14 protein-coding genes are annotated in these 11,749 nt (G+C 69.0%); 7 read left to right on the forward strand and 7 right to left on the reverse strand.

The genetic code is table 11. The features are described from left to right. Positions 1-26: 26 nt before the first annotated feature. Both AC0IX4_RS06290 and AC0IX4_RS06295 read right to left on the reverse strand, forming a co-directional pair. Positions 27-1,175, reverse strand: a complete 1,149-nt coding sequence (locus AC0IX4_RS06290; RefSeq protein WP_471828433.1) for a glycosyltransferase family 4 protein — start codon at positions 1,173-1,175, stop codon at positions 27-29. 73 nt (positions 1,176-1,248) lie between these two features. Then, complete coding sequence (locus tag AC0IX4_RS06295) at positions 1,249-1,701, reverse strand: DUF3592 domain-containing protein (protein ID WP_042574126.1); 453 nt, start codon at positions 1,699-1,701, stop codon at positions 1,249-1,251. Positions 1,702-1,742: 41 nt separating this feature from the next. On the opposite strand from AC0IX4_RS06295, the gene AC0IX4_RS06300 reads away from it, so the two are divergent. Further along, positions 1,743-2,240, forward strand: coding sequence for a DUF2505 domain-containing protein (locus tag AC0IX4_RS06300; protein ID WP_082518412.1), 498 nt, complete (start codon positions 1,743-1,745; stop codon positions 2,238-2,240). Here AC0IX4_RS06300 and menD read toward each other — a convergent pair. Further along, a complete protein-coding gene (gene menD / locus AC0IX4_RS06305) occupies positions 2,237-3,847 on the reverse strand; it encodes a 2-succinyl-5-enolpyruvyl-6-hydroxy-3-cyclohexene-1-carboxylic-acid synthase (protein ID WP_056074344.1) in 1,611 nt (536 codons plus the stop codon). The two genes, AC0IX4_RS06300 and menD, sit on opposite strands and share 4 nt — an antisense overlap. A 95-nt stretch (positions 3,848-3,942) precedes the next feature. On the opposite strand from menD, the gene AC0IX4_RS06310 reads away from it, so the two are divergent. Together AC0IX4_RS06310 and AC0IX4_RS06315 are read left to right on the forward strand one after the other, a co-directional pair. Next, entirely contained in the window at positions 3,943-4,536 is a 594-nt protein-coding gene (locus tag AC0IX4_RS06310) for a flavin reductase family protein (protein ID WP_056073838.1), read from the forward strand. Next, a complete protein-coding gene (locus AC0IX4_RS06315; protein ID WP_471828434.1) occupies positions 4,533-5,585 on the forward strand; it encodes an AbrB family transcriptional regulator in 1,053 nt (350 codons plus the stop codon). The genes AC0IX4_RS06310 and AC0IX4_RS06315 overlap by 4 nt, the downstream gene beginning before the upstream one ends. A gap of 60 nt (positions 5,586-5,645) precedes the next feature. Here AC0IX4_RS06315 and AC0IX4_RS06320 read toward each other — a convergent pair whose 3' ends face one another. The 3 genes from AC0IX4_RS06320 to AC0IX4_RS06330 are packed head-to-tail and all read right to left on the reverse strand — an operon-like array spanning position 5,646 to position 7,729. Then, positions 5,646-6,089, reverse strand: coding sequence for a DUF6918 family protein (locus AC0IX4_RS06320; protein ID WP_471828435.1), 444 nt, complete (start codon positions 6,087-6,089; stop codon positions 5,646-5,648). A 54-nt stretch (positions 6,090-6,143) separates the two neighbouring features. After that, a complete protein-coding gene (locus AC0IX4_RS06325) occupies positions 6,144-7,121 on the reverse strand; it encodes an o-succinylbenzoate synthase (RefSeq protein WP_471828436.1) in 978 nt (325 codons plus the stop codon). Further along, entirely contained in the window at positions 7,118-7,729 is a 612-nt protein-coding gene (locus AC0IX4_RS06330; RefSeq protein WP_471828437.1) for a hotdog domain-containing protein, read from the reverse strand. Before AC0IX4_RS06330 ends, AC0IX4_RS06325 begins: the two co-directional genes overlap by 4 nt. A 51-nt stretch (positions 7,730-7,780) precedes the next feature. Here AC0IX4_RS06330 and AC0IX4_RS06335 point away from each other — a divergent pair, with 51 nt between their 5' ends. The 4 genes from AC0IX4_RS06335 (at position 7,781) to AC0IX4_RS06350 (ending at position 11,453) form a co-directional block, all read left to right on the forward strand. Next, positions 7,781-8,689, forward strand: coding sequence for a 1,4-dihydroxy-2-naphthoyl-CoA synthase (locus AC0IX4_RS06335; RefSeq protein ID WP_442971135.1), 909 nt, complete (start codon positions 7,781-7,783; stop codon positions 8,687-8,689). A 16-nt stretch (positions 8,690-8,705) separates the two neighbouring features. Next, the gene (locus AC0IX4_RS06340) at positions 8,706-9,068 is read left to right on the forward strand and encodes a VOC family protein (RefSeq protein ID WP_471828438.1); all 363 of its coding nucleotides are present in this window, start codon (positions 8,706-8,708) and stop codon (positions 9,066-9,068) included. Then, positions 9,061-10,218, forward strand: a complete 1,158-nt coding sequence (gene menE, locus AC0IX4_RS06345) for an o-succinylbenzoate--CoA ligase (RefSeq protein WP_471828439.1) — start codon at positions 9,061-9,063, stop codon at positions 10,216-10,218. The genes AC0IX4_RS06340 and menE overlap by 8 nt, the downstream gene beginning before the upstream one ends. 89 nt (positions 10,219-10,307) lie before the next feature. After that, entirely contained in the window at positions 10,308-11,453 is a 1,146-nt protein-coding gene (locus AC0IX4_RS06350) for a GAF domain-containing protein (protein ID WP_471828440.1), read from the forward strand. A gap of 15 nt (positions 11,454-11,468) precedes the next feature. Here the strand turns inward: AC0IX4_RS06350 and AC0IX4_RS06355 are convergent, their stop codons facing one another. Then, positions 11,469-11,660 (reverse strand): hypothetical protein, encoded by a 192-nt coding sequence (locus AC0IX4_RS06355; RefSeq protein WP_056073850.1) that lies wholly within the window; start codon positions 11,658-11,660, stop codon positions 11,469-11,471. Between the last annotated feature and the right edge of the window lie 89 nt (positions 11,661-11,749).

The raw sequence follows: 11,749 nt of genomic DNA on the forward strand, positions 1-11,749 counted from the left end.
CTGAACAGTACGTGTGCTCCGCCCACCTAGGCCGCGGTAGTGCGGCGGCTCACCGCGGACGTGCCGATGACGTCCTCGTAGTGCCCGATGAGCTGGTTGCACAGCACGGGCCAGGTGCGATGCAGCACCGACTTGCGGGCGGCCGCGGCGAATCTCGCGCGCGTCGTGGGATCCGCGAGAGCCCGCATCGCGCTCGGAAGAAGTTCCTCGAAGCGCTCGACCGGGAGCAGGTACCCGTTGCGGCAGTGGCTGACCAGATCGCGCGGGCCACCGGCGTCGGGACCGATCACCGGCACACCGCTCGACAAAGCCTCCTGCACGGTCTGGCAGAACGTCTCGTGCTCACCCGGATGCGCGAACACGTCGAACGACGCGTACGCCCGTGCAAGGTCGTCGCCGCCGAGTTGACCGAGGAACACTGCCGACGGCATCGCCCGCTCGAGGCGCGCGCGCTCCGGTCCGTCGCCGACCACTACGACCGTCACACCCGGCATGCCGTCGAGGACGGCGAGACGTTCGACGTGCTTCTCCGGTGCGAGCCTGCCCACGAACCCGACGACCAGGGAGTCCGCTCCCCCGGTCCAGCGCTCCCGCAGCTCCGCACTTCTCGCCGACGGGACGAATCGCACGGTGTCGACTCCTCGGCCCCATCGATGCACCCGCGGGATGCCGTGCGCCGCGAGAGCGTCCATCGCCGACGTCGACGGCGCGAGCGTTCGGGCACTGCCCTTGTGGATGCGCCGGGTCCAGGCCCAGCAGGCGCGGGCGGTCAGTCCGAGCCCGTAGCTCTCGGCGAAGCCTGCGACATCGGTCTGATAGACGGCGACAGCCGGGACGTCGAGCCGTCGTGCAGCCGCGAGCCCACCGGCGCCGAGCGAGAACGGCGATGCCAGGTGGACGACGTCGGGACCGAAGGACCGCAGCGCGGCCGTCATCCCCGGGCTCGGCATGCCCACCGGGAGAGAGCTGACCTTGGGGACCATCACCGACGGCACCCGCAGCACGGGGAACGACCCGTGCGAGGTGGGTGCGGACGGCACACCGGCCGGGGTGTCGGGCGCCACGACCATGGCCTCGTGTCCGGCGGATTCCGCGTGTTCGAGGACCCGGAGTATCGAATTGGTGACACCGTTGACCTGGGGCAGGAACGATTCGGCGATCACGGCTATGCGCACACCGTGCACTGTTCCGGTCTGCGGCGACCGCGACGCGATGCGAACGTTACGGACGGGCGAACCGCGGGCGAACCTATGTCTGTGCGCGCTCTCGTCGGCGGATCAGGAGCACCGACGGCCCCGCGATCAGCCACGCCACGACGATCACCGACAGCGCCGGAACCACCGCCACCGACGCATCACGACCGGCGACCCGCACCAGATCCGGATCGCTCCGGGAGTACTCGACGTCGATGCGTTGGCCGGCGATCAGGTTGGTCGGGTACAGCACGCCGAGTTTCGGGTTGTGCATCTCGCCGTCGGGAGTGACGAAGCTGACCGCGGAGCGCAGTCGTCCGGCGGAGAGCACCTCGGCGGTGGCGACACCCTCGTCGGAGGAGATGGTGTGGTCGTTGCGCCAGGCCGCCAGCACCAGCAGAACCGCGAGAGCGGAGACGACGGTCGCGATCACCACGAGCACGGTGGGCAGTCGACGCCGCGTGCGGGTCGAGGGGCCGGGAGCCCGTGATTCGGCGGCGAGGTTCACCAGCACAGGCTAACGATCGGCGGCAGGTAACCTCGTCCACCATGGGGCGGAAATTCGATTTCACCGAAGACTTCGATGTCACACCGGAGCGGGCTCACGCCGCGCTGACCGATGATGCGTTGTGGGACAGGCGAACCAAGGAGGTGTCCGATCACGCGAGCGTGGAGTACACCCACCGTCCGGACGGCGGCTTCGATGTCGTCATCTCGGAGGGAGTCGGCGCGTCGGTGCTGCCCGGGTTCGTCCGCAAGGTGATCCGCGGTGATCTGGTGATCACCCGCAAGGACAGTTGGGGGCCGCTGAAGGGCGACCGGGCATCCGGCACCCTGGAGGGCGGATCGACCGGCTTGACCTCGAAGGTGCGCGGGACCTTCGAACTGGTTCCCCACGGCACCGGATCGCGCCTGACCCTGAAGGGAACGGCCGAGGTGAAGGTCCCGTTCGTCGGCGGCAAGATCGAGGGCATGGTCACCGAGATGATCGGCAAGATGGTGCACTCGGAGAGCAAGCAGGCACGCGAGTACCTCGCCGAGATCTAGAGCGTCGCGCGGATCGACGCGTGCAGGTCGCGCAGCCCCGACCGATCCGTCGTCACCTCGAGAACACGAGTTCCCTCGGCGTGACCGGTGAGTTCCTTCGCTAGAGCGTCCGTGTCGACGCGGCGATGCGGGATGCGATACGCCGCACACAGCGCTGCGAGGTCCATGCCGTGCGGGGTCCCGAACACTCGCTCGAACACGCCCGCGTACTGCGGATCGCCCTGCTCGAGCAACTCGAAGATGCCGCCGCCGTCGTCGTTGGCCACGACGATGGTCAGGTCCTTCGGGCGGGGCTCCCCGGTGCCGATCAGCAGGCCGGACGCGTCGTGCAGGAACGTCAGGTCGCCCATGAGCGCGATGGTGCGGCCGTCGTGGGCCAGCGCTGCACCCACGGCAGTGGACACGGTGCCGTCGATACCCGCCACTCCGCGGTTCGACAGCACTCGGACGTCCTCGGCGGGATATCCGACCAGCGCCATGTCGCGCACCGGGTTGGACGCACCCAGGACGAGCAGGTCACCGGGGCGGCGCGCGGACGACACCGCGGCCGCGACGTGCAGACCGGTCGACGTGCCGACGCTCTCCAGCATGGAGTGGACGGCAGCGTCGGCGGACGACGACGCCTCGGCGCACCGACGGATCCAGTCGGGGGACGGCTCACCCGAGACGAGTGCGCGCGTACCGGTGGCGAGAACGTTGCCCGACACGTCGGGCCAGCGCGGACCCGTGGTGAGCGCGATGACGGATACCGCCGGGTCGGCCAGCACCTTCGACACCTGACGGTGCAGCGTGGGACGCCCGGTGATGATCGCCTGACGCGGTGACAACGCACCGAGTGCCAGCGGGTTGAGAGGGTGACCGTGCATCGGAGCCGTCGGTTCGGCGACCGTGGGAAGGCCGGCGAGCTCCGGACGGTAGGCCGCACCGTGGCCCGAGATGACGACCGTGTCGGGTGTCAGATCCAGATCGACCGGCACGTCGAGCGTCGCGTACTGGGTGGTGGTCCACGGCGCGCCGTCCGGGCGACCCTCCGGCGCGGGCCGACCGTCGGACAGGTCCGGGGTCAGGGGCTCGCGCAGCGGCATGTCGAAGTGGACCGGGCCCGCGTTGCCGGATCGAGTTCCACGGGCCGCGGCGAGTACGCGGCAGACGGCGGATCGCCACTGGCTGTTGACCTGGTCGGACTCCTCGGCAAGCCCGAGGCTGATGGTCGCACGCACCTGACCGGCGAACAGTCCGAGCTGCTCCACGGTCTGGTTCGCACCGGTCCCCAACATCTCGTAGGGGCGGTTCGCGCTGAGCACCACGAGCGGCACCCGGGCGTAATTGGCCTCGAGCACGGCGGGCCCGAGGTTGGCCACCGCCGTTCCCGACGTCATCACCACGGGCACCGGACGACGCCCCGAGACGGCGAGCCCGACGGCGAGGAAGCCGGCGGTTCGCTCGTCGATACGCATGTGCAGGCGGACGCGACCGGCGCGGTCGGCGGCCTCGAGCGCGAACGCGAGCGGCGCGTTCCGCGACCCGGGGCACAGCACGACGTCCTGGACGCCGCCGCGGATCATCTCGTCGACGACGACGACGGCTTGAGACGTGGACGGGTTCACCATTTCAGAGTGTCACAAATGCTCCACCCGCCTCACTGATCGGCCGGCCTCCAGCGGCGCAAGAGCGGTCCACCGGGCGGTGGCAGGATGAACAGGTGCGCACACACTTCGATCCGCAGACCATGGACGCCGGCGACTACTACAAGCTTCTCACCACGTCAGTGGTGCCCAGACCCATCGCGTGGGTGTCGACAGTCTCCGCGGACGGCGTGCCGAACCTGGCGCCGTACAGCTTCTTCTCCGTCTCGTCGAGCGCACCCGCCGTGGTGCAGTTCACGTCGGTCGGCCGCAAGGACAGCCTCCGCAACATCGAGGAGACGGGCGAGTTCGTCATCAACCTCGCGACCGAGTCGTTGTTCGAGCAGATCAATCAGACGTCGGCGAACTACGACGCCTCGGTGAGCGAGTACACGGCCGTGGATCTCGAGAGCGAGCCCAGCGAGACCGTGCGCCCGCCGCGTGTCGTCGCGTCCCCGCTCTCGATCGAGGCGACGCTGCACCAGGTGGTCGAGGTGGGCAACTCGTTCGTCGTCATGGGCGCGGTCACGATGATCACGGTGCGACCGGAGTTCCTCGCGGAGGACGGGTTGCCCGACTTCGGCGCCCTCGCACCCCTGAGTCGGCTCGGCCGCGACGAGTGGGGCATGCCCCCGGCCGTGCGACGGATCCAGCGCCCCGACAGGCCTTGAGTCCGGCCGTCGACCGGTCCCGCGCTGCCCGCTGGACAGCACTTGCGCTGGTCACGGCCGTCGTGGCCGTGCTGGCGGATCGCGTCGGGGTGCCGTCGGCTGCTCTGTTCGTCGCGCTCGCCGTCGCGACGGTGTTCGCGTTGTGCAACCGAGGTCCCGGCAAGGTTCCCCGGCCGATGTCGATGGGTGCGCAGGCGATACTCGGCGTCGAGATCGGCACCCTGCTCGACCGGGACACCATGTCCTCGCTCGGGTCGGCCTGGATCTGGGTTCTGGTGGTGTCCCTCGGCACGCTGCTGCTGTCGATCGCGGCCGGTGCGCTGCTCGGACTGCATCGCGATCTCGATGCGACGACCGGCGCGCTCGCCCTGGTGGCCGGCGGGGCGTCGGGCATGGTCGCGATCGCCCGTGATCTGGGCGGCGACGAGCGCGCGGTCGCCGTGGTGCAGTACGTGCGGGTTCTGCTGGTCACCGCGTCCCTGCCGTTCGTCGCCACCGTGGTGTTCTCGGCCGACACGGGCCAGGGCGGATCGCCGATGACGGAGTCGGCTCCGCTATGGGCCGACGCTCTCTTCATCGCCGCCTGCCTGCTGGTGGGCATCCCGTTGGGGCGACTCGTTCGACTCCCCGCACCCGCGCTGCTCGGCCCGCTCATGATCTCGGGCGCCGCAGACCTGCTCGGCTGGACGGGCGGTGCGGGCGTCCCCTTCCTGCTGCTCCAACTGGTCTACATCGTCATCGGGTGGCAGGCCGGTCTGCAGTTCACCCTCGACAGCCTGAAGTCCATCGGCCGCATCATCCCGTGGGCAGTGCTGCTGATCGTCGCGATCGCGGTGGGCTGCGCTCTACTGGGATTGATTCTGGTCGGCACCACCGGCATCACGCCGTACGAGGCCTACCTCGCGACGACGCCGGGTGGCATCTACGCCGTGCTGGCCCTCGCCGCGGCGAGCAACGTCAATGTCACGTTCGTCGTGGCGGCCCAGGTGCTGCGGGTGTTCCTGATGCTGCTGGTCGTCCCGCTGTTCACCCGAGCACGCGGGCGCTGACTGCAGGACGGTGCGCCGAGCCGCGGATACCGCGGTTCGGCGCACCGGGCGCTGTTCGGATCAGGCTACGTACTTCTGCACCAGAGCGCCGACACGGGGCAGGGCCTCGGTGACGTTCTTCTTCGCCGACGGACGCAGCGACGAGTAAGCCTTCTTGATGGTGGACTTGCTGGTCTCGTCGATGCGCGCATCCGTCACGGACAGCAGCGCGTCGGAGGCTGCGTCACCGTTGGCGACGAGGTAGTCCCCGAACGATCCCGTCGGGTTCGCCGAGTACTGCGCCCAGAAGGGGTCGAGCTTGTCGACGAAGCTCGGCCACAGCTTGGCCACCGCGTCGTCGATCACGTTGGGGCTGATCTTCTTGACGGCGCCGTACGCGCCCTTGACCGCGAGGCCGGATGCGCCCTTCTTGTCCGACACCTCCGCGTCGATCAGTGTGCGCACGTCAGCACGCACGGCGGATGCGTTGGTGCCGTCGAGGAGAGTCGTCTTCAGAGATGCCACGAAACAGTCCTGTCGTCGGGGAAAAGGAGGTGAACCGGTCACGGAGTCGGTATGTCACCGGTCGGCCGCGACATTACAACAGCGTTCGAGGCGCGCGATCCACCACCGACGACGCTCCTCCGACGCGGCCAGTGCATCGAGCCGGGCCGGATCCGGAACGGCGACGTCGGCGCGCAATCGGCCGTCGACGAGCACCCGTGGTTCGGCGACGTCGTCGACGAACAGTGCGCCCGTTCCCAATCCGCAGGCCATCTCCGACTGCAACGCTGCCGCTGCGGCGAGGCCGGCGCTCATCCCGACAGCGGAGTCGAGCGCACTGGATACGACCACCGGCACGCCGTACTCGGCCAGTTCCTCGGCGAGCGCGAGGACGGCGCGCATTCCGCCCAGCGGCGGAACCTTGACCACGGCCACGTCCGCGGCGCCGGCCCGCACGACCCGCATGGGGTCCTCCGCACGCCGGATACTCTCGTCGGCCGCGATCGACACTCCGCGCACCCGGTCGCGCACCTCGGCGAGTTCCTCGACACTGGCGCACGGCTGCTCCGCGTACTCGAGGTCTCCGTTCTCGGTCAGCGCCCGCAGCGCAGTAACAGCCTCGTCGACGGTCCAGCCGCCGTTGGCGTCGACACGCACGGTGGGGACCAGGTCGCGCACCGCCTCGACGCGCGCCACGTCGTCGGCAAGAGACTGCCCCTTCTCCGCCACCTTGACCTTGGCCGTGCGGGCACCGGGATAGCGGGCCAGCACATCGGGGACCTCCGCGGCGGGAACGGCGGGGACGGTCGCGTTGACGTCGACGAACTCCCGCAGCGCGGTGGGCGGCCCCTGCCACGCCATCTCGATGCCGGCGAGCAGCCACGACGTCGCCTCGACGTCGTCGTACTCGGTGAACGCACCGAACTCGCCCCATCCGGCCGGGCCCTCGAACAGCATCACCTCTCGCGTGGTGATGCCGCGGAATCGCGTCCGCATCGGGAGGGAGAGCACACGAGCGGAGGCGGCGATCTCCTCGAACGACGGCAGAGTCACTGCTGGCCGGGTAGGAGTTGGACCATCAGGGCGTTGCTGTCCGCCAGCAATTTCCCGTCCGTGTTCTTCAGCGTCGCCTCGATGAACGTCTTGCGACCCTCGACATTCGTGACGTGGCCCTCGACGACCAGCGGCACGTTCAACGGAGTCACCGCGCGGTAGTCGATGTGCAGGAAGGCGGTGCGGCTGATCGGCCGGCCGTACGCGCGTTGGACGAGTCCGAAAAGGTCGTCGAACAGCAGGGGAAGCGTGCCGCCGTGAGCCGCCCCGTTGCCACCGAGGTGGAACCGTCGGAAGACACCGGTGGACCGCACCCCGTCGGGACCGTACTTCTCGATCGTCCACGGGAGCATCAGCAGACTGCCCCGGCCGGGGAGTCGAAGTGAGCGGCCTGCCGGAGACCGGCCTTCGGGCACGACGTACGGCGCCATGGTGGCCGCCAGCTTCTCGGCCTGGTCAGCGGCCAGTGCCAGCTGATCGTCGGGCAGATCGGTGGACACCGCCAGGTCCTGGATCGTGCGGAGGGCTTCGATCAGACGGCCGTAGTCCGGCCCGGGCGTGGCCGGCGTGAATTTCGGGAAGCCGCCTTGCGGAGAATCCTCGGTCATCGCACGACGGTAACGCGGAGTCCGGATCCTCCCGTCGTTAGGCTGTCGAAGGTGACCGATGAGACCTCGCCGTTCCAGCCCGACCTGTGGACCGCGGTCCCCGGCTTCGAGGACCTGGTGGACATCACGTACCACCGCCACGTGACCGATGGGACCGTGCGCATCGCCTTCGACCGCCCCGAGGTACGCAATGCGTTCCGTCCCGGCACGGTCGACGAGCTGTACCGGACACTCGATCACGCGCGGATGACCTCCGATGTCGGCGCCGTTCTGCTCACCGGCAACGGCCCCGCACCGAAGGACGGCGTGTGGTCCTTCTGCTCCGGGGGCGATCAGCGCATCCGCGGTCGCAGCGGCTACCAGTACGCGAGCGGTGACACCGCGGAGACCGTCGACAAGGCACGGGCCGGACGGCTCCACATCCTCGAGGTACAGCGTCTGATCCGCACGATGCCGAAGGTCGTGATCTGCCTCGTCAACGGCTGGGCCGCGGGCGGCGGACACAGCCTCCACGTGGTCTGCGATCTCACGCTCGCGAGCCGTGAGCACGCCCGGTTCAAGCAGACCGACGCCGACGTGGGCAGCTTCGACGGCGGATACGGCAGTGCGTACCTGGCGAAGATGGTGGGCCAGAAGTTCGCTCGCGAGATCTTCTTCCTCGGGGACACCTACACCGCGGAGGACATGCACCGGATGGGTGCGGTGAACAAGGTGGTCGATCACGCCGATCTCGAGACCGTCGCCATCGAGTGGGGGCGCACGATCAACGGCAAGTCCCCGCAGGCGCAGCGAATGCTCAAGTACGCGTTCAATCTTCAGGACGACGGTCTGGTCGGGCAGCAACTCTTCGCCGGTGAGGCGACGCGCCTGGCGTACATGACCGACGAGGCCGTGGAGGGTCGCGACTCGTTCCTCGAGAAGCGTGAGCCGGACTGGTCTCCCTACCCCTGGTACTTCTGAGAGGCGACGCACTGCCATGGAGGTATTGGCAAGCCGAATCATTCTGCGCCCGAGAGACTTCGACGAGGCGCTGCATTTCTACCGAGATCAGCTGGGACTGGGCATCTTCCGTGAGTACCCGGGCGGCGTCGTGTTCTTCGCAGGGCAGTCGTTGATCGAGGTGGCGGGGCACGGGGAACCTGTGCAAGGAGCGACGATCCTCCTGCAGGTGCGCGACGTCGAGGCGACACGCGCCGAGTTGGAGGCGGCCGGCGTCGACATCGTGCGGCCCCCGACGACCGAGCCGTGGGGACTGACGGAGATGTGGATCGCCGATCCCGACGGCAATTCCCTGGTCGTGGTCGAGGTTCCGCCCGGCCACCCGCAACGCCGTGGCTGATCTGACGGTACTGCCGGTACCCGGCGGCGAGGCAGTGCTGGCACTGCTTCCGCATCTGCGGTCCGTGCTCGACGGGACAGCGGCTCCGGCGCTTCCCGTCCCCGCCGACGACGCCCGCGAGCAGCGCCGACTCGTCGACGCGCTCGCGCCCGGCACGCCGATCGATCCGTCGACGGCCATGGTGCTGGCAACGTCGGGGTCGACGGGAGTTCCCAAGGGCGCGTTGCTCACTGCCGACGCGTTGCGGGCGAGCGCCGCCGCGACCCACGCTCGACTGGGTGGTCCCGGCCGATGGCTGCTGGCTCTGCCCGCTCACCACATCGCGGGCATGCAGGTCGTATTGCGCTCGCTGGCCGCAGGATTCGATCCCGCCGTCGTCGATGTGCAGGCGGGTTTCGATCCCGCCGACCTGACGCGGTCGATCGCGTCGATGACCGGTTCCCGCCGGTACACCTCGCTGGTGCCCACCCAGCTGATCAAGGCGCTCGACCACCCGGACGCGGTGGCGGCACTGGCATCCCTCGATGCGGTCCTGCTCGGCGGCGCCGCCACACCGGCTCCGGTGCTGGCGCGGGCGGTCGACGCGGGAATCACGGTGGTCCGGACGTACGGCATGACCGAAACCTGTGGCGGCTGTGTCTACGACGGTGTGCCGCTGGACGGTGTCCGCGTACGCCTCGACGACGGACGGGTAGTTCTCGGCGGCCCGACGCTGGCGAACGGGTACCGAGGTCTGCCCGATCACCCCGCATTCGCCGATTCCGGATGGTTCCGGACCGACGACCTGGGTCGACTCCAGGACGGACGGCTGCAGATCCTGGGCCGCCTCGACGACGCCATCACCTCGGGTGGACTCACCGTGGTGCCGCGAGTGGTCGAGGAGTCCGCAGCGCGTGTCGACGGCGTCGCGGAGTGTGTCGTGGTCGGTGTGCCGGACGAGCGACTGGGCGAACGCGTCGGCGCGCTGGTGGTGCTGCGACCCGGGTCGAGCGCGACGGCGGAGTCGATACGGGAGAGTGTCGCCGCCGACCTCGGTGCCGCAGCAGCGCCCCGGCAGGTGGTTCTGGTCGCGGCGCTGCCGCTCCGCGGGCCGGGAAAAGTCGACCGTACCGCTGCCCGACGCCTTCTCAGCGAGTCACGCAACCCCTGACTGGGGGTCATTCGATTGAATGACAGCAGGTCAGCGTCTGTGTCCACCCGAGCAGGCGGACCCCGCCTCGGACAGCACGGTCGGTAGGCTTGTTCAGTACATCCGGGTCGGGTTCGGAGGCACACGTGGACAAGGCGGGGCGCGCGACGGGGACACCTCCCGACGCGCACGACGGATGGATCGTCGTGGAGACTCTCGCCGAACCGATCGACGGTGGAGCACTGGGCACCGTCGTCGCGAAGGACGGCAGAGCAAAAGAATGGACGGCCCTTCAACGGTCCGTCCCCAACAAACGTGTCGCGGACGCGGCACGCGCCGTCGTGGCCTCGGTCGTCGAGACCGGCGTCGAGACGTCGGTGTCGGTACCCGGGATGCGCGTTCCGTTGCGCGCCGTTCCCGTCGCCGGTCCCAGCAGAGCGGTACACGGGGTACTCCTCTACGTCGGCAACGACGCGGATGCCTCGCCCCCCGACGTGACCGGGTGGGACTGGACGTCCGCGGACCGGTTGTTCGAGTACACGACCGAGATGGACCGGATGGTTCCTCGCGAGTCCGGGCGCGGGCCGTCGGCGACGGCGTTCGAGTTCTTCGACAGGAACGAGGATGCCGAGAGCGCCATGTACCTGATGGTCGCGCTGTTCGACGCCGACCCCGGAACGCGGTGGGACGGCGCCATCACTCTGCGGACGTCGAGGGGACCTCGACCGCTCCGCATCGCCCTGCGCACCGTGCACGACGAGGCGTCCCGGGACGACAGGATCACGCACGGTCTCTCGATCGCACTGCGGGAAGACGAATTCGTCTCCCCCGGACCGTCGTTCGAGGCGTTCGCCCTCCGCTCGCTGACCCGTGACTCGCCGACCGCTATCGCCCTGATCGACGCGGAGAGAGTGCGTCTGACACGGTGGCTGACCGAACCGGTTCCCGACATCCTGTGGAAGGGCCAGGTGGATCAGCGCGACACCCCGCACCCCCAGGACATCGCACGGATCGTCTCGGCCTATCGACACATGCACGAGTGGGTGGACCGGAAGGTCGAGATCCCCGGCGTGCGACTGCGACGCGTCGACGGCGGGTGGACCGTGGTCGACCTTCGCGCCACTCGCATTCCGCACGAGCGATTCCTGATGGTCGAGTTCCAACCGGTCGGGTTCTCGTCCGAGCCGGATCCGGTACCTGTCACCGACACCGGCTACCCCGGCAGGGGGCCCCGCCCGTCCGACCGCAAGCGGTGATCGCGGTTGCGGTGCTTACAGTCTCGGGATACCGACCCGTGCGGCGAGGCACCGCTCGAGGTCTTCGGTGACAGCCCAGGCAGTGTCGAGGTCCCCGTCGAGGAGCAGGGTGCGCTGACGGGCGGTCAAGGCGCGGATCGAACGATCCAGTTCGTCGGCGGTCATGGCCGATACTGCGTCGGCGACCGTGGTGCTGAAGCTCTCCATCGAGTCATCCCCGGGGTGTGACAGGGAGCCATTCGTACAGCTCCGCGCGTGTGCCACGTTCACGGTCGACCACGACAGACCTGTGAGTA

Source organism: Rhodococcus sp. AC861 (assembly GCF_979256035.1).